At 68.9% G+C, this 17,460-nt stretch carries 14 protein-coding genes and 1 pseudogene; 5 read left to right on the plus strand and 10 right to left on the minus strand.

What is annotated here, in order from left to right:
* Positions 1–104: 104 nt before the first annotated feature.
* Positions 105–1,442, plus strand: a complete 1,338-nt coding sequence (locus D7Y21_RS18255) for a glutamate--cysteine ligase (protein WP_121714685.1) — start codon at positions 105–107, stop codon at positions 1,440–1,442.
* Between the two features lie 48 nt (positions 1,443–1,490).
* On the opposite strand, the gene D7Y21_RS18260 is transcribed toward D7Y21_RS18255, so the two are convergent.
* A complete protein-coding gene (locus tag D7Y21_RS18260; protein WP_120566291.1) occupies positions 1,491–2,114 on the minus strand; it encodes an outer membrane protein in 624 nt (207 codons plus the stop codon).
* 104 nt (positions 2,115–2,218) lie between these two features.
* A complete protein-coding gene (locus tag D7Y21_RS42795) occupies positions 2,219–3,787 on the minus strand; it encodes an Hsp70 family protein (protein ID WP_233612174.1) in 1,569 nt (522 codons plus the stop codon).
* On the opposite strand from D7Y21_RS42795, the gene D7Y21_RS42800 reads away from it, so the two are divergent.
* Positions 3,777–4,016: a hypothetical protein gene (locus D7Y21_RS42800; protein WP_233612175.1), complete on the plus strand. Its 240-nt coding sequence runs from the start codon at positions 3,777–3,779 to the stop codon at positions 4,014–4,016. The two genes, D7Y21_RS42795 and D7Y21_RS42800, sit on opposite strands and share 11 nt — an antisense overlap.
* A gap of 36 nt (positions 4,017–4,052) precedes the next feature.
* The gene (locus D7Y21_RS42805; RefSeq protein WP_233612176.1) at positions 4,053–4,547 is read left to right on the plus strand and encodes a hypothetical protein; all 495 of its coding nucleotides are present in this window, start codon (positions 4,053–4,055) and stop codon (positions 4,545–4,547) included.
* 2,534 nt (positions 4,548–7,081) lie between these two features.
* On the opposite strand, the pseudogene D7Y21_RS18270 reads toward D7Y21_RS42805, so the two are convergent.
* From D7Y21_RS18270 to D7Y21_RS18295, 6 genes and pseudogenes are all read right to left on the minus strand, one after another.
* Positions 7,082–7,375: pseudogene (locus D7Y21_RS18270) on the minus strand (TIGR02266 family protein); the annotation flags it as partial.
* A complete protein-coding gene (locus D7Y21_RS18275) occupies positions 7,372–8,037 on the minus strand; it encodes a hypothetical protein (protein ID WP_121714687.1) in 666 nt (221 codons plus the stop codon). The gene D7Y21_RS18275 and the pseudogene D7Y21_RS18270, both read right to left, overlap by 4 nt.
* Complete coding sequence (gene alaS, locus D7Y21_RS18280; protein WP_370038823.1) at positions 8,034–10,910, minus strand: alanine--tRNA ligase; 2,877 nt, start codon at positions 10,908–10,910, stop codon at positions 8,034–8,036. The genes D7Y21_RS18275 and alaS overlap by 4 nt, the downstream gene beginning before the upstream one ends.
* A gap of 29 nt (positions 10,911–10,939) precedes the next feature.
* A complete protein-coding gene (locus D7Y21_RS18285; protein ID WP_120566294.1) occupies positions 10,940–11,620 on the minus strand; it encodes an RNA ligase family protein in 681 nt (226 codons plus the stop codon).
* On the minus strand, positions 11,620–12,144 hold the full coding sequence (locus D7Y21_RS18290; protein ID WP_120566295.1) for a hypothetical protein: 525 nt from the start codon (positions 12,142–12,144) through the stop codon (positions 11,620–11,622). Before D7Y21_RS18290 ends, D7Y21_RS18285 begins: the two co-directional genes overlap by 1 nt.
* Positions 12,141–13,547: a DUF3696 domain-containing protein gene (locus D7Y21_RS18295; protein WP_121714691.1), complete on the minus strand. Its 1,407-nt coding sequence runs from the start codon at positions 13,545–13,547 to the stop codon at positions 12,141–12,143. The genes D7Y21_RS18290 and D7Y21_RS18295 overlap by 4 nt, the downstream gene beginning before the upstream one ends.
* A gap of 424 nt (positions 13,548–13,971) precedes the next feature.
* Here D7Y21_RS18295 and D7Y21_RS18300 point away from each other — a divergent pair, with 424 nt between their 5' ends.
* Both D7Y21_RS18300 and D7Y21_RS18305 read left to right on the plus strand, forming a co-directional pair.
* A complete protein-coding gene (locus tag D7Y21_RS18300) occupies positions 13,972–14,604 on the plus strand; it encodes a hypothetical protein (protein ID WP_147469317.1) in 633 nt (210 codons plus the stop codon).
* Positions 14,605–14,780: 176 nt separating this feature from the next.
* Positions 14,781–15,839, plus strand: coding sequence for a triacylglycerol lipase (locus D7Y21_RS18305; RefSeq protein WP_120566298.1), 1,059 nt, complete (start codon positions 14,781–14,783; stop codon positions 15,837–15,839).
* A 3-nt stretch (positions 15,840–15,842) separates the two neighbouring features.
* Here D7Y21_RS18305 and D7Y21_RS18310 read toward each other — a convergent pair whose 3' ends face one another.
* On the minus strand, positions 15,843–16,280 hold the full coding sequence (locus D7Y21_RS18310) for a serine O-acetyltransferase (RefSeq protein ID WP_120566299.1): 438 nt from the start codon (positions 16,278–16,280) through the stop codon (positions 15,843–15,845).
* The gene (locus D7Y21_RS18315; RefSeq protein ID WP_199735440.1) at positions 16,262–17,455 is read right to left on the minus strand and encodes a GNAT family N-acetyltransferase; all 1,194 of its coding nucleotides are present in this window, start codon (positions 17,453–17,455) and stop codon (positions 16,262–16,264) included. The genes D7Y21_RS18310 and D7Y21_RS18315 overlap by 19 nt, the downstream gene beginning before the upstream one ends.
* Positions 17,456–17,460 lie beyond the last annotated feature (5 nt).

Consider the following 17,460-nt stretch of genomic DNA (forward strand, 5'->3'; position numbering starts at 1 on the left):
CCCTGTCCCCCCGGCCCCGTCTGTCGGATTTCCTCCAGGGCGCATGGGGGCAGGGTGCTCAAATGAGGGCAAGGCCAACGGGCCCCGTTATATAGGGCGCCCTCATGTCCCTCGACCTCAAGCGCGTGGCCTCCGAGCCCCTCACTTCCGCCGCCCCCCTGGTGGAAGAGCTTCGCAAAGGGGAGAAGCCCCGGACCCAGCACCGGCTGGGGCTGGAGCACGAGAAGTTCATCTACCCCGTGGGGTCCGCCCAACCCGTGCCCTACGAGGGACCGAACGGGGTGGGCGCCCTGCTGGAGCGCATCGCGCCGGGCGGCTACGAGCCCTTCCGGGAGACGCCCCAGTCGCCGGTCATCGCGCTGCAGCGCGGGATGGCGGCCATCTCCCTGGAGCCGGGCGGGCAGTTCGAACTGTCCGGCAGCCCGTTCCGTACGGCGCGGGAGGCGCACCAGGAGAACCTGGAGCACCTGAAGGAGACGAAGGCGGCGGCGTCCGGCTTGGGCCTGCGGCTGGTGGGGCTGGGCTACCGGCCGGTGGGCACGACGGGCGAAATGCCCTGGATGCCCAAGACGCGCTACCAGGTGATGCGCCGCACGCTGCCGGAGCGCGGCCGGCTGGCGCTGAACATGATGCTGATGACGTCCACCGGGCAGGTGTCGCTGGACTGGGCGGACGAGGCGGACTGTGTGCGCAAGACGGTGGCGGTGGCGCGCCTGTCGCCGCTCCTGGTGGCGCTGTACGCCAACAGCCCGCTCCTGGAGGGCAAGCCGTCCGGCTACATGTCCTTCCGCAGCCGCGTCTGGGAAGAGGTGGACCCCACGCGCTGCGGCTACCTGCCGTCGTGGTTCGACGGCTCGTTCTCCTATCAGGCCTATGTGGACTGGGCGCTGGACGCGCCGCTCCTGTTCCTGCGCCGCGAGGGCGAGTACCGCCACCCGAAGCTCACCTTCCGCCAGCTGATGAAGGAGGGCTACGAGGGCAAGCCGCCGGACATGGGGGACTGGACGGACCACCTGTCCACGCTCTTCCCGGAGGTGCGGCTCAAGAAGGTGCTGGAGGTGCGCGGCGCGGACAGCGCCAGCGCGGCCATGACGGGGGCGCTGGGCGCGCTCTGGCGCGGCATCCTCTACGACGCGCAGGCGCTGGAGGAGGCGGAGCTGCTGCTGCCGCGGCTGACCTTCACCGAGCACCTGGCCTTCCACGACACCGCGCGCCGCGAGGGCCTGTCCGGGAAGCTGGGGCCGCGCGAGCTGCACCGGCTGGCCGGGGAGATGGTGGCCATCGCGAAGCGGGGGCTGCAGCGGTTGGACCCCGAGGACGCGCCGCTGCTCGCGCCGCTGGAGGCGGTGGCGGCTTCGGGCCGGTCGCCGGCGCAGGCGGTGCTGGACGCGTGGAAGGAAGATCCGCGTCCGGAAGTGCTGATGACGCGCTTCGAGCTGTGAGGATGTGATGCGTCCGCGGGGGCGTGAGTCCCGCGGACGCGGAGCCGGCTAGAAGCGGCCGCCCACGGTGAGGTTGCCGTTGAAGAGGTTGCCCTTGGCCTCCTCGGTGGTGCCGGGGATGGTGGTCAGGTCCTCGCCACCGACGAGGCGGTAGGTGGCGCGCACGCCGGCGGACAGGTGGCCCAGGCGGTATTCGATGCCCGCGGCCAGCGGCAACTCCGTCTGCCAGTCATTGCCGTAGATGGGCGCGGAGCCCGAGGACGCGTGCAGGAAGCTGAGGCCGAAGCCCGCGCCCACGAAGGGGTGCCACTTGTGGTCGACGACGGGGCCGAGCTTGCCCATGAACGTGCCGTTGTTGCGCCAGATGTGGTTGCCTCCGCGGACGCGGGCGTCATCGATGGGGATGTTCTGGCCTTCGTAGCCAACCTCCACGCCGATGTACTTCCAGGGCTGGGCATTGGCGTTGATGTTGAACAGCCCGCCCACGCCCGTCTCGTCGCCCAGGTCGCCGGTGAAGCCGCCCAGGCCCACGCCCACGTCCAGGCCGGCCGTGGCGTCCTCTTCGCTGAAGCTGAGCTTGCGCGACACCTCGCTCGCATCCATCGCGAGGGCCGGTCCCGCCACGCATGTGCCGGCCACCACCAGTCCTGCCACCATCGAAGTGCGTTTCATGACCAGGTTCCTCCTGCTTGAAGTGTGGGACCTGGAATGGAAGCTGGGACGGGAGGGCCGGGCAGCGCACCCGCCCTGTGGACGGAGCCAGGAGGCCGAGGGCCTCAGCGCCGGCCGAAGAGCTTCTTCAAGCCGGAAAGCAGGCCGCTTGGCCGGGCTTCCGGTTCGGTGTGGAAGGGCGAGCGGGCGATGAGTGCATCGCGGGAGGCGTCGTCCAGCTCCTCCTTCGCGAGCGTCACCGGCTGCCGCTTCGCGCCGGGCAGGGTGGCGCTGAAGGCGAGGGTTCCGTCGGTGGACAGCTCCAGGTGCACCTCCACCTCGCCGGGGCGCTCCACGGTGAGGGTGAGGGCGCCGAGCCATTCATTCTCCGTGGCGGTGGCGGCGGTGCCCTGGAAGAAGGCGAGCGCCAGCGGACCGGGGACGGTGATGGGGATGACGAGCGTCTTCGCGGTGGGCAGGCGGGTGTTGCGCTCCAGCACGCGGCGGAAGGTGCCGGCGTCCTCGGCGACGCCGATGGGGGCGGTGAGGACCTCCGAGACGCTGGCGGCGGGCTTGCCGGTCTCCGACAGCAGGAGCGCGTGACCGAGCAGCGCGGCGCCGCGCACCACGGCGGTGCGGGCGTCCACGCCGTCGTCGCGCACGGGCACGCCCAGGCTCTCCTCCAGGCGGCGGCGCACGAGCGGTGAACGGGACTGGCCGCCCACGAGGAGCACGGCGTCCAGGCCTTGAGGGGACAGGGCGTTGGACTCCAGCACCTCGCGGGTGACGGAGACGACGCGCTGGGCGAGGTCGGCGGTGAGGGCCTCCACGCGCTCGCGGTCGAGCTTGGGGCCGGGGCCGGTGGGCAGGGTGACGTCCACGCTGTCCTGGGTGGAGAGGGTCTCCTTGGTGGCTTCAGCGAGGGTGCGCAGGGGGCCCCAGTCGAGCGGGTGTTCGGGGCGGGGGTGGCCCTGTTCGGAGAGGTCGCTGACGAGCGCCTCGGCGATGCGGGCGTCGAACTCCATGCCGCCGAGGGTGGGGTCGCCGCCGGTGGTGACGACCTCCAGGTCGTCGCCGGTGACTTGCACGACGCAGACCTCCAGGCCGCCGCCGCCCAGGTCCACGACGAGGACGCGTTTGCGAGCGAGACCCCGGCCGTGCGCGTACGCGAGCGCCGCGGCGGCGCTGTTGGTGAGCACGCGGGGCACGTCCAGGCCGGCCATGGTGGCGGCTTCGCGCAGGGCGGCGCGCTGGCGCTCTGTGAAGTGCGAAGGCGCGCAGAGCACGGCGCGCGTCACCTTGCGGCCCAGGTGCGTGGTGGCCGCCTGGTGCAGTTCGCGCATCAGCATGGCGGTGAGGAGGGTGGGCGCGACGAGGCGGCCATCGAGCTCCACGCCCGCGTCACCCTGGCGGTCGGTGGCGACGGGGAAGGGGAGCTGCGGGGAGAGCCAGCGCAGGTTGGGGGAGCGGGCGCGCATGCCGAGCAGGCGCTTGAGGCCGGTCGCGGCGTGGCGGGGTGCGCGGGCGGCTTCGACGCGGGCGGCGGCACCGACCAGGAACTCTCCGGCGCTGTTCACCGCGATGACGGAGGGAAGGCCCGCGCCGTCCGTGCCGGGGATGGGGATGGGCGTGGCGACGCCGTCGATGAGCGCGGCGACGCGAGCGTGCGAAGTGCCCACGTCGATGCCGAGCACGACCTCCGCCGCCGCGGGCGGGGTGACGGGCACGGCGGGAGCCAGGTCGAAGAGCGTGCGGCGGCGGCTGCGCGCGGTGGCGGCGCTGCTCTGTGCGTCAGCGTGCGGCGGCGGCGCGGGTTCGTCGGTGCGCGGGGGCTGGGGCGCGGTGGAGGGTTGTGACGAGGCCGGGAGGACAGGTGCGGCGGCTTCGGTGGAGCGCGGGGATTCTGTCGCGACCGATGCTTGAGGACGCGGCTGTTCCGACGCCGCGCTGATGGGAGCGGTGGATTCGCTGGAGCCCGGGGAGGCTGCCGCGGTCGACGGTTGTCCCAACGCCGCGCTGATGGGAGCGGTGGATTCGCTGGAGTGCGGGGAGGCTGCCGCGGCCGATGGTTGTCCCAACGCCGCGCTGATGAGTGCGGTGGATTCGCTGGAGTGCGGGGAGGCTGCCGCGGCCGATGGTTGTCCCAACGCCGCGCTGATGAGTGCTGCGGCTTCGCTCGCGCGCGAGGAATCTGTCGCTGCCGAGGCTTGGGGATGCGGCTCCTCCGAAGCCGCGCTGATGGGGGCGGAGGCATCGCTGGAGCGCGGGGACTCTGGCGCGGCCGAGGCTTCGGGATGCGACTGTTCCGAAGTCGCGCTGATGGTTGCGGCGGCGTCGTTGGAACGCTGGGATTCTGTCTCGGCCGATGATTGGGGATGCGGCTGTTCCGAAGCCGCGTTGCTGGGCTCGGCGGCTTCGCTGGCGCGCGGGGATTCTGTCGCGGCCGATGCTTGAGGGGGCTGGGGTTCCGACTCAGCGCTGACCGTCGCGGTGGCTTCGCTGGAACGAGGCGGCTGCTCCGTGGCGGATGCCTGCTGCGAAGGCGTCCTGACCTGTGCGGTGGTTCCGCTGTCGGGTGCGGGCTGTTGCTCCGACGTCGAGCTGTCCGCACCGGGGGCTTCGTTGTTCCGTGTGGGCTGCTCCGCGGCGGATTCCCGCGGCGATTGCTCGTCGGCCGGGCTGACCAGAGTGGTGGCTTCGTTGCCGCTGGGAGCATTCGCCGCGGAGTGCGGTGTGGCTTCGCCCGAAGCGACCGGTGACGCGGAGGCGCTGGTGGAAACCTGGAGGGGCGTCGATTCCTCGACGGGCGGCTTCGTGTCGGAAGCGAGCGCATTCGAGGCGTCCAGGGCCGCCGGGGTGGACACCGTCGGAGGCGGGGGCTCTTCGGGGGTCACCGTGGCCGGTGCTACCGGGGATGCGGACCGCGTCTCTTCATGGGACTCCGCAGCCAGAACCGAAGCGAGTGCCTCATCGTGCTCTGGCGCTTGGACCGACGCCGATTCGAGTTCGGGCGAAGCGTCCACCGCGGGAGCAGCCACTGCTGGGGGCGTGTCTTCGGATGCAGAGGGGGCGGAGGATCCGACGAGCGCCGTCCATGCATCCTCGGTCGGCAGCTCGACCACGACGACTGTCGATGCGTCCTCTTCTTCCAGCGGAGGCGCGGAGACGGGCTCGGACACATGGTCCGAACTCGCAGTAGGCGCGACCGTTGATGTCGTGATGGCTTGCGTGTCGCGCTCGGGCTCGTCGGTGTCCGTGGCCCCGACAGCTTGTTCAAGCGCCGCGCTGAACGGATCCACATCCTCCGTGTCCGTGCTGAGCTCGCGCGGAAGGGAGTCCGGGTCGATGCCCCATGCGCGAAGGCGTTCGGCCTCCCGTTGGCTCGGCGTCGCGAGTGGCTCTGGAGGAGGAAGCGTTTCCTTCGTAGCCTCTTCCACTGCGTCGGAACCCGGAGCATCCGCCGGACGGAGTTCCTCCTGATGCGTCGTCGCCTGGCGGAAGTCTTCTACGGCGTCGGCGTCCGTGACCGCCGAGGAGGCCTCTGCTGGAGGGAGGGGCTCCTCAGTCGAGCCAGCGCCTGCGTCGAAGTCCGGGGCGGCCGAGAAGTGCTCCGCCGGCGGATGCGCTGCTTCGGTATCGACTCCCTCGGCATCGGAGTCCGACACAGCCCGAGCATCGTGTTCTTCCGAAGGCAACGTTGCCGCGAAAGAGGCTCCCTCGGTGTCGGAGTCCTGAGCCGTCCACTCACTGCTCGCCTCCGGATGGAGCGGTTCGTGGGCGCTGACGGCGTCGGAGTCCGAGGGAGCCCAGTCGCGACTCTCTTCGGGAGGGAGCGTCGCCTCCGCGGCGCTTTCCGCCGCATGGGAGTCCGGTGCGAACGAGGAACCGGGCTCCGCGGGTGCGGGGGCCGCCTCCGGCTCCATGCTGAGGTCGACGTCGAAGTCGAACGCCGGGTCGGAGTCCGCCTGCGTCCCACCGGACACGGCTGCTGCTTCCACGCGTGCCGGTTCTGCTTCGCCTGGCGTGTCCGCGAACGCGGAGGCCGTGTCGCCAGTCTCCTCCGTCGCGTACTCAGCGCTCCACCCGGAGTGCTCGGGAGCGTGCGCGGCTCCGAGCACGGCGTTCGGATCAAACGCGTCCACTGACGCGGGAGTGAAGTGGTGCGCGGATGCTTCGCCCGCGTCAGGAGCGCCAGATGCCTCGGGTTCCGGCGGATGCGCTTCGGCCTCGCGTGCATCCGGAACGGAGGCGTCCCCATCAGACACCGCGGCCTGCGCTTCCACGCGACCGTCATCGACGTCCGGAGCAGGTGGGGCATCCGCTGTGCTCGGAGTCGAATCCCATGCAGGGGCGTCAGTGAATGAAGCCGTTGCGGCGTTCTCGGCACCTGCGGGTGCCTCCCAACTCGAAGCTTCCGCACGCGCTGCATCGGCCGCAGATGAGTCGGCCAGCGCGTTCGTCTCAGCCTCGCCCGCGGAAGCCTCAACCTGCTGTGGATCCTCGGGAGGCTCCGGCGTCCTCACGGCCGCGAAGGTGCCGGTGGTCGCGGGCCTCCGTTCCCCGGCCTGGACTCCGCTGGACGCACGAGTCGCCGGCTGGACCGTGAACATTTCCTGGGTCGCCCGTTGTGCCTCCAGGCCGACCGGATGCCTCCGCGGCTTCCGCGGAAAGTCCACCGCCGGCAGCAGTGGCGCCAGTTCCTCTTCCTCGTCGACCGCGTGCTCCGGAAACAGCGACACCGGCTCATCCGGTTCAGCCAGGTCCGGCGGCGGCTCCTCGACGGGCAGCTTCACGGCCGGCAACGTCATGGACGCCTTCGGCGGCGCGGCGCGCGTCCTCGGTTCCTCGAGGGCGACCTTCGCCGGAGGCTCCACCGGTGCCGGCGCCTCGCTGCCTGACGCAGGCCGTGCCGGATTCACGGCCGGAGTCCGTCGCACCAGCCCCGGCGGCGCCACCTCCGTCCCACTCCGCCGCGCGACGATGCGATCGATGAGCGCCTTGCTCGCCGCGTCCAGCTTGGTGAAGCGCACCGTCATCCCGGTGCGGGCACTCCCCGCGTCCGGCTGCGCCTTCAGCACCACGCCTTCACCGCGCAACAGCCGCGTGCCGTCCGCGAGGACGAACTCGAACGCCAGCCCCGTGCCCTCCGGCTTGAGCGCGCGCGTGGCCACGAACACTCCACCGCGCCCCACGTTCGAGCCATACCGCTCGATGAACTCCTCCTCCCCCGTGTACGGGAGTCGGATGCGCAGGGGGAGGAGCTTGGGGGCCGGCCCGGTCATCGCAAGGGGATCCGCACGTCCCCGCCAGCGCCCTGCACCACGAGCGCCAGCCCATCGTCTTGCACGGCGTCTGGCGGCACCTCGAACAGCAGCACGACTTCCGTGCGCTGCGCGGGCTCCCACGTGGAGGGCAGGGGCTTCGTGCCGGCCACCGCCTGCGCATCACGCGCCAGCGGATACGTCTGCCCCTTCGCGTCCGTGAGCTTCACGCCCTCCAGCGTCAGCGGCGCGGGCATCCCGCCCACGTTCTGGGTGATGAGCTCCACGCGCAGGAACAGGTCCTCCGTCGTGAGGCTCAGCCCCGCCTTGCTGGAGCCCTTCACCGAGTGCGAGGCCTCCAGCCCCGTCACCTTCACCGCCACCGTGTCCACGTGCACGGTGTCGTTGCGCTCGGGCAGCCGCAGCTTGCGCGGGCCGTTGTCGCCCATGCCCGCGGCCAGGCCCGCCAGCTTCGACTCCTCTGGCTCGCGCTGGGGCGGCTGTGGACGCGTGGCCACGGCGCCGCCCTGCTTCACCCGGTCCGCCTCCGCGCGCAGCTTCTGGAGCGTGCGCGCGTCGGCTTCCTGGCCCTCCTCGGACGTGGAGGCTTCCTTCGTGCAGCCCCCCAACAGGAGGGCCGCCGTCAGGAACGCCAGGGCGCGGGTTGAAGCGCGAGGACTCACGCCGGGCTCGCGCCCTTCACCAGCTCGAAGAGCTTCTCGAGCGCCACGGGCAGCTTGTCCGCGTCCGGGCCACCGGCCTGCGCCATGTCCGGCTTGCCGCCGCCCTTGCCGCCCACTTCCTTGGCCATCTCGCGCACCAGGTTGCCCGCGCTGATGCCCTTGGCGACGACGTCCTTCGTGGCCGCCACCAGGATGACGGCGCGGCCGTCCTTCTCACCGCCAATGGCGATGACGCCCGAGCCGATGCGGTCGCGCAGCTGATCCGCCATGCCGCGGAACACCTTGTCGTCCGCGGGGTCCACGCGCGTGGCCAGCACCTTCATGCCGTTGACCTCGCGCGCCTGGTCCAGGAGGTCCTTCTGCGAGGCCGACTGGGCCTTCACCGAGACCTCCTCCACCTTGCGCTCCAGCTCCTTCACGCGCTTCTGGGTGGCCTCCACGCGGGTGGCGACCTCCTTGGGGTTCGTGCGCAGGAGCGCCGCGACCTTCTTGAGCTCGTGCTCCTGCTCGCGCACGAACTGGAGCGCGCCCACGCCCGTCACGGCCACGATGCGCCGCACGCCGGACGCGACGCCGCTCTCGCTGGTCACCTTGAACAGGCCGATGTCGCCGCTGCGCTTCACGTGCGTGCCGCCGCAGAGCTCCGTGGACTCCGGGTGCACGGTGACGACGCGCACGGTCTCGCCGTACTTCTCACCGAACATGGCGACAGCGCCGGACTTCTTCGCGTCGTCCAGGTTCATGACGCGCGTCTGCGCATCCGCGTTGTCGCGTACCCAGGTGTTGACCAGGTCCTCCACCTGCTCCAACTGCTCCTGGGTGGCGGGGGAGAAGTGCGAGAAGTCGAAGCGCAGGAAGTCCGGCGCGACGACGGAGCCCGCCTGTTTCACGTGCTCGCCGAGCACGCGCTTGAGCGCCTTGTGCAGCAGGTGCGTGGCGGAGTGGTTCGCGCGGATGGACTTGCGGCGCTCCACGTCCACGGACGTCTGCACCATGTCGCCGACCTTCAGCGTGCCTTCCTTCACCTCCACGCTGTGGACGATGAGGCCCTGCACCGGGCGCTGCGCGTCCTTCACCTGCACCACGGTCTTGCCGCCGTGCGCGACGATGCGGCCCGTGTCGCCCTGCTGGCCGCCGGACTCGCCGTAGAAGGGCGTGCGGTCCAGCACGACGTCGACCGTGGCGCCCGCGGAAACCTGAGGCACCTCCACGCCGTCCTGCACCAGGGCGATGACGCTGCCTTCGCCCTCGTGGCCCTCGCCGTCGTAGCCCAGGAACTGGGTGGGGGCGGTGCGCGTGAGGACGGTCTGGAAGACGTCCTTGGTGGACTTCTTGGCGTCGGGGAGGAAGTCCGGGTCTTCGGCCTCCACCTTGAGCTTGTTGAAGCGCTCCAGGTCCACGTCGTAGCCGCGCTCGCGCGCGATGATCTGCGTGAGGTCCCACGGGAAGCCGTAGGTGCCGTGCAACAGGTAGACGACATCGCCAGAGAGGACCTTGCCTCCGGAGGCCTGGAGCTTGACCAGCTCCTCGTCCATCAGCTTGAGGCCGCGGTCGAGCGTGCGGCGGAAGCCCTCCTCCTCGTGCTTGGCGACTTCGAGGATGAAGGTTCGGCCGTCGCGCAGCTCGGGGAACGCGTCGCCCATGAGCTCGATGACGCGGTCCACGACCTTGAAGAAGAAGGGCTCCTTGATGCCCAGCTGCGTGGCACCGTGACGGATGGCCCGGCGCATGATGCGGCGCAGGACGTAGCCGCGCGCCACGTTGGAGGGCTGGACGCCATCCGCCACGAGGAACGCGGTGGCGCGGGCATGGTCCGCGACCACGCGCTGGGACGCGCCGGTCTCCTGCGTGTAGGGCTTGCCGCACAGCTCGCTGACGGTGGAGAGGATGCCCTGGAAGAGGTCGGTGTCGTAGTTGGAGCGCTTGCCCTGGACGACGGACGCGATGCGCTCCAGGCCGGCGCCGGTGTCGATGGACGGCTTGGGTAGCGGGATGAGCGGCGCGTCCTTCTCCTTGCGTTCGAACTGCATGAACACGAGGTTCCAGATTTCGAGCCACCGGTCGCAATCACACGCGACGCCCTGGCACTTGCGGCCCGCGGCCTCTTCGACACAGGGGATGTCGTCGCCCTGGTGGTAGTGGATCTCGGAGCAGGGGCCGCACGGGCCGGTGTCGCCCATGGCCCAGAAGTTGTCCTTGTAGCCGAGCTTCAGGATGCGGTCGCGAGACACGCCCTCCTTCGCCCACAGGTCGAAGGCCTCTTCATCCCAGGGGATGTTGTTCTCGCCGTTGAATACGGTGACGGCGAGCCGGTCGATGGCCAGGCCCAGCCGCTTCGTCACGAACTCCCAGGCGAACGAGATGGCGTCGGCCTTGAAGTAGTCGCCGAAGGAGAAGTTGCCGAGCATCTCGAAGAACGTGTGGTGGCGCGCGGTGTAGCCCACGTTGTCGAGGTCGTTGTGCTTGCCGCCAGCGCGCACGCACTTCTGGGAGGTGGTGGCGCGGCGGTAGTCACGCTGCTCACGGCCGGTGAAGACGTCCTTGAACTGGACCATGCCGGCGTTGGTGAACAGCAGGGTCTGGTCGCCAACGGGCACCAGCGAGGAGGAGGCGAGACGGCGGTGGGCGCGCTCCTCGAAGAACTGGAGGAACGCCTCGCGGATCTGGGAGGCGGTGAGGGCGGAAGGCATGGTGTGGGTATATGCCACAAGAGGGCCGGGCGCAGCAGTTCCTGGACGGGTCATCCCCCCTGAGACGGGGCATGTAGTCCGGGCTGACGACCGGAGGGCAGGGGAGCGGCCAGGGGCGGGGTGGGTGGCCTGCTGTGAACGCTTGGAGTCCCAGGTTCCGGCCCCGGGCGTCCCTCTGGCCATCGCGCTCCATGCCGCGCCCCCCTATCGCGTCATCGCGGAGCCAGGGTGTTTCGTTCCAGAGGGCGGGAGGACCAGTGTTCCTCGATGGCCTGGACGAACTCGGGACGAACGATTTTCGCGCGCGCGAGCAGGAAGTCCCCCTCATCGCGACGGAGGTAGATGCCCTCCATGGGGGCATGGGTGTGGCGCGAGGGGCCGAGCAGGTTCACCACGTCGTCCGCAGTCAGATGCCCGCGCGCGACAGTCGGGACGGCCGCGAGGCCGAGCGAGGCCACGAGGGCGTCTCGTCTCGGGGAGGACCAGAATCGTCCGGCCCGCTTGTCGTAGACGTCGAAGGCGAGGAACCAGTCGGGCAAGGCGTCGTAGTGCACGCTGTGGACCGCGAAGCACCATTCGCCAAAGAGCATCAGGTGTTGGCCCAGGGTTTCGACAAGCTGCTGGCGCCTTGTCTCCAGCCAGGGCCACAGCGGCTGGAACTGGGGGGATGCTCGGGGACCGAGGTAGGCGCCGCGGTTCTGGGCTCGCAGCTCGCCGTCAGGGCCTACGGAAATGCCAAGGTTCGCCCCGTCTATCTTTTCCTCGACGAGGACCTCGCCATCGAGGAACTCGCGTGCCTCAGGTGGAGAGAGCACTTTGTCATGGCGTACCGGTCTGGCGGAAAGCCAGGCGAGGTGCGGGGTGTGGGGGAACTTGAAGAAGTCGTCAGCCATCACTCGCCACCCTTACGCTCGTGGAGTTCCTCGATGTCCTTGGGGCAGAGAAAGTGGATGCGGACCCCGCAGCGCTCGAACTCTCTCCGCAGTCCCCACCATTTACTGTCCGTTGCCTGGAGGATGGGCGGCCGCTCCTCGTGGGCACAGCTCGCCGCGACGAACTTGCGGTCCGCCGGATCGAAGCCGGCAAGCGCCTGGTCACGGGGGAACTCCTCGAAGTCGCGGGGATCGTCCTGGCGTGGCGTCAGCGAAACCCGGACGCAGCGAGCCGGATTGGCGTGATTGGTCAGGACCCACTTGAGGAAGCGGTCTCCCACGCCTGGCTGGCCCGTAGGAGATAGCTTGTGTTTGTACTCGTTGATGATGATCCAGTCGTCATCAAGAACGATGCGTCCGCTCTGCATCACTGAGTTGATCGCCCGGACACAGGCCTGAACACACGCGGGGCTGACCGTGTTCGCATTGTTGGCGGTGAGCGGCACGTTGGTGTCGACGACGAATAGCGCAGGGGACGCGTTCATTCGGGGGACTGCTCCTGCTGGCGCTTCATCGCCGCCTCGGTCATCGCGACGAGGTCTTCCATGTCGTCGCCGAAGAAGTCCTTCGGCCAGTTGATGATGTTCCCGTACTCATCAAGCTTCAGCTTCTCGATGCGCGAGCCCTCCGGGCCGGGCGAGCAAAAGTAGATGGCTGTCTCCTCCGGCAGCAGTTTCCCTTCCGCGATGCGCCGCTGGATCCGGCGCAAGAGGTGCTCGGAGTGGCTCTCGACGAGCAATTGGATGTTTCGAGGCTGCCCATCCTCACTGGCGTGAATCGCGTCGATGAAAACGTCCGCGAGCTCCGTCTGTGCTTTGGGATGAAGGTGGAGCTCGGGCTGCTCGAAGAGCAATGTGGAGCCGGGCTCGGTGTAGAAACATTGAAGCAATACAGGCATGACCTGGGACACGCCGAACCCAACGTCCGGCAGGCGAACCGCCATCGGGCTGCCAGGAGTGCGAACAAAGACTTCGTACTCTTTCCGATTGGGGGCGATGGGCTGCACCTCGAAGGACTCCAGCAGTCCCATGCTGACCAGCCTTTCCGCGATCAACTGCGCAAAAGGACGGGCAGGTTGGTCCTCCACCTCGATTGAGCGCTCATTCGCGGCCAGAAGCGCGGCAACCGCGAGGCGGCCGTCTTCGCCTACGCTCTCAGGGGCCTCACCCGACCAGAGATAGGTTCTATGGGGGGGCTGTCGCAGTGGGCCCAGGTAATGGATTGCGTCCAGTTGGTCTTCGAGTTCGAGCGCAAGGCTGTCGATGTCGCCGGGGAACTTGTAGTGCGTATCGGCTTCATGGGGGAACCCGTAGAAGTGAATGGGGGCTGATAGCGCCTCCCCTGCAGCTTCTTTTTTGGCAAACGCCAAGTTTTCCAGAAGTAATTCGTACCCTGGCCCATGAGCGCGCCTGGCCATGCCGATGCCGAGCGTGGACCGTGGTGTGTTCAGCCGATAGATGAACTGCTTTACTTCGATTCTGGCGGACTGCTTGTCTTCTTGGCCAATCAGGGCCTCGAAGGAGCGGGAAGGAAGTGGCAAGTTCTCCATCTTGCCTTGCGAGGTGGAGGGAACCTCGATTGAGTCCGGCACTCCTTCCTCCGGCACCCTCATGCTCCACTCCATGTTGAAGCGGAGGAGCGCGGCAGGGTTCTGGCGAAAGAGCATTTCCGGGAAGGTCCCCATGTCGACGAGCGTGCTCTCGTCACCCAGGTGGAGCACCCGCTTCCGGTCTCGCGACTGTGCTGTCTGCTGCAGCAGGAGGAGGAATTGCTGGAGGCTCGTCTTCCCCGAGCTATTCGTTCCGAAGAACATCGTGAGCGGCGCGAGCTGGATGTCGCCTGTGTCCTTCCACGCCTTGAAGTTCTGGATGTGGAGCTTCTTGAACATGCCGCCGGTTCTACCTCACTCCTGCTTCTTCGGTTTCATGCGGAGCATGGAAGAGTCCATCGGCGCTCAGCGCAGCTTCACTTCCTGGTTCTCCTCTAAAACCCGAGGGGCTCGCGACCGCACGCATCGGGCCCATCGGACGCCGCGGGCCCGTTGCGAACTCGGTCCGGGCGCTGCCGCACTCGGGGCCATCCACCACCTGCTCTCGGCTGGTGCCGCGTGGATCTTGATGCGCAGCAGTTCCTGGACGGGTCATCCCGAGGCGGACGGGGCATGTAGGCAGGGATGGCGACAGGGGCAAGGGCGCGGCGGGGGGGCTGCTGGCAGCGCTTGCGGTCCCAGGTTCCGAGTGCAGGCGGGCGATCGCGGTAGAGTGGCCCTGGCCCACATGCGAGCGAGCAGCTTGCTTCGCCAGGGCCTTGCCATGCGCATTGATCGCAGGAGCTTCTGGTTTCTGGATGCCGTCGTAGAGCTGAGAGAGAACCTGGCTGTCCTGGGAAGTCCCAACATCGAGGTCATCACCAACCGGCGCCCCCATGGGCTGGCGGCGCGGGAGCTGGCGCCAATGCTGGCCTCCCTGTGCGAGGCCGGGCTCATCAGGGTGAAACACTCTGAAACAGACGCTCTCGCCCGGACGCTCCCGGAGATTGAAAGCGCGCTCGCGATGAGTTCGTGCGCGCCGGGGCGCTACTCGGGCTTCTGGTATGGACTGACGCCCGAGGGCGGGGCCGTGTGGGAGTCGCTGGCCCGGCCGGATTGGAGCCGCTATTTCACGGGCTGGAGTGATGGGGAAGAACACTGCATTGAGGCGGGGGGACATGAACTCGCGGAGGAGGAGTTCGCCAGGGCGTCCTCGCAACCGTCGAGAGTCTTGGTGCCTGGGAGCGCGGTGTGGACGGTCCGGCGGCCCTGGTCAGCCACCTACTGGAAGACGGCGCCCGTGGGCTTCCAGGTCCGCTATCGGTCGACTCGCGGCAAGTGGGACCGTGTTGCCGAAGGGATTTGGGAGAAGCGTCATCCGGTGCAGCGTCCCTGGTATGAACAGCCAGCGTTCTGACGTGTGCGGTCCGCCTGATCAGCCATAGCCAGCGGAGTTCGCCGCGCTGCGACACATGCTCTGAGTCTCGGCTTCTCACGGACTTGGAACGGGCACGCAACTCCCGGCGCCATTGACCGACAATGTAGGCAAGCCTCCCTGCTGCTCAACTCGGCTCCCCCTCCCGAGGTCCCCTCATGGTCCAGGTCACGCGTCCTTCCAGCCTCACGCCGTCCACGCAGACGCGGGTCGCTCCGGAGGCTCCTGCCCGGGCCAAGGGCGCGCAGGGCTTCAACGCCATCGTGAAGGGGGACAGCTTCTCGTCGGTGGCTCCGGCGGGGTCGCAGCAGGTCAATGCCCTGCGCCTTCCCATCCCCTGGCCCGGCAAGGGCGAGGCGGACAAGATCGGCTGGATCCAGAAGGCGTATCCGCCGGCGAAGGACTCCACCGCGGAGTTCATGAAGCTCAACCAGGCCGTGCGCGCGGGCCAGAACGTGATGCCCCCCGAGGCCAAGAACTGCGTGTTCCTCGCCGTGGGCGGTCTGCTCTCCGAGGCCGCGCCCAAGCAGATCTACTTCGACAAGAACCTGGACGCGCTCGAAGCGCAGGGCCTGCAGGTCGGCCGCGTTCCCGTGGACACGGACATGGGCGTGGAGCACAACGCCGCCATCGTCCGGCAGGCCGTGCTCGAGGCCTCCAAGAACGGCAAGCAGGTGGTGCTCATCGGCCACAGCAAGGGCGGCCTGGACTCCGCTGCGGCCCTGTCGATGTACCCGGAGCTGAAGGACCACGTGCGCGCCCTGGTCACCATCCAGTCGCCCTACGGCGGCTCGCCCATGGCGCAGGACCTGCTGGACAACCCGCTCGTGCGCTACGGCGTGGGCGGCGCCGTCGAGGCGCTCGGTGGCAGCATCCAGGCCGGTGAGGACCTGACGTACGACTCGCGCAAGGAGTTCCTGGCGAAGCACCCGATGCCGCCGGGCATCCCCACCGTCTCCATGGCCTCCACCACCGCGAACCCGACGTCGCCGTTGTTCGCCATGCAGGAGTACATGCATCAGCGCTACGGCGTGAAGTCGGACGGCCTGGTGCTCCCGCAGGACGCGTTCATCCCCGGCTCCAAGTCCGTGACCCTGTCCGGACTGGATCACCTGGACTCCACCGGGACGACGCTCAACCCGTTCAAGCCCTACCAGCCCGAGGACCTCACGCTCTCTCTGGTCGCGATGGCGCTGAAGATGCCCAAGGGCGGCTGAGTTTCACGTCCCCGTGGGCGGGACCTTCTGCTTCAGCTCGCGGGCCGGAATCCCCGCCACGGTGGTCCCCGGCGCCACGTCGTCCAGCACGATCGCGTTGGCGCCAATCTTCGCGCCGTCGCCAATCACCACCGGGCCCAGCACCTGGGCGCCCACGCCGATGTAGACGTCGCGGCCCACGCGGGGCACGCCGACACGTCCGGGCAGGGGCTCCAGGCTCACGTTCTGGGAGATGAAGCTCTTCGCTCCAATCTCCACGCCCGGCGCGATGATCACGCCAATGCCTCCGTAGCCCAGCTCCACCGTGGGGTGCAGCACGGCCTTCGTGTCCACGTGGCTGTTGTGGAGGCGGTCGCCCACCGTGGCCACCATGTTCGCGAGCCTCGGGAGCGCCTGGAGCCGCTTCGCGGCTCGGTAGAACGTCAGCGCCGTCGGACCCATCTGCCCACCATCCTTTTCGCCACTGGAGCCCAGCGGAACTTCGAGCGTTGTAGCGTCTGCCCCATCCAGGTGTCCCGGTAGATGAACAGCCAGTGGTGCTGCCGGACCTGCTCCGTCCACTCGCGCTTGTAGGGAGCGTCGTCCCCCAACAAGTCCAGCTCGCCCAGGCCCCTTCCGATGCAGTCCTGGATCAGGTTCTCCGTCAGCAGGTGCCCCGGGCTCACTTCCGCCAGGGTCTCGTCGTAGCCCGGCTTCATCGCCAGATAGCGGCCGCCGTACTCCAGCCCGTACTGGAACGCGATGGCCCGTCCGTCCAGCCGCAGGAAATACAATCCCAACCAGCCGCGCTCCGCCGCCGTGCGCGCCAACCCCGTGTAGAAGCCGCGCCGGTGCTCCGCCTGCGCGATCGCCGTGCCCTCCTGCGCCTTCCAGCCGCTCTGTTCCAGTGCGAAGGCCTCCTCCAGCTTCGACCCCAGGCCCTCCACTTCGGCCACGCGCTCCACCTCCACGCGGCCCCTTTCCTCCAGGCGCCTGCGCCTCCTGCGCAGCGGCTTCGCGTTGCTCCGGCCCTTCGTCCACGCCGCGACCGTGGAAGGCAACACCAGGTAGGGCGAGCGTGCGCTCGGCCACGCGCCCCAGGGCATTCCCGCGCCCCTCGCAGCGTTGAGCAGCTCCCACGCCGCGCCGCCCTCCGGCACGTCCGACAGCCGGAGCACCTCCCAGCTCGGGTCGCCCATCAGATGCGACAGGAAGGCCACCGCGGCGTGCCTGGGCTCCTCCGCCACCAGGTCGAATCGGCATGAGTGCTTGTTCGTCAGCGACGACAACTGCCGCACCGGCACGCCGTACTGGTGGCCCTGCTCCTCCTGGAGCCCCAGCACCGCCACCAGCATGCCCAGCGCGTTCCTCGCGGTCAGGATTCGCAGGGCCGCGCCGGGCGCGAAGTTTTCAATCCAGCAGCGCACGAACTCGTGCCGGTGGAACACCTGGTCGTCCGCGCGCTTCACCAGCGCGTTCCACTCCGCCTCCAATGCATTGAAGGCCGCGAGGCTCCGGACCTCCGCCACGCACAGGGGCTCCACGCGCCCGCGCGTCAGGGGCTCCACCGCTTTGAGGCGGGGGAGGGAAGGGACGCGTTCCCCGAGCACCGCGTCCGTGATGGGACTCTCCTCCATGAACA

The sequence above is a fragment of the Corallococcus sp. AB045 genome (assembly GCF_003668895.1).
Taxonomy (GTDB): Bacteria; Myxococcota; Myxococcia; order Myxococcales; family Myxococcaceae; genus Corallococcus; species Corallococcus coralloides.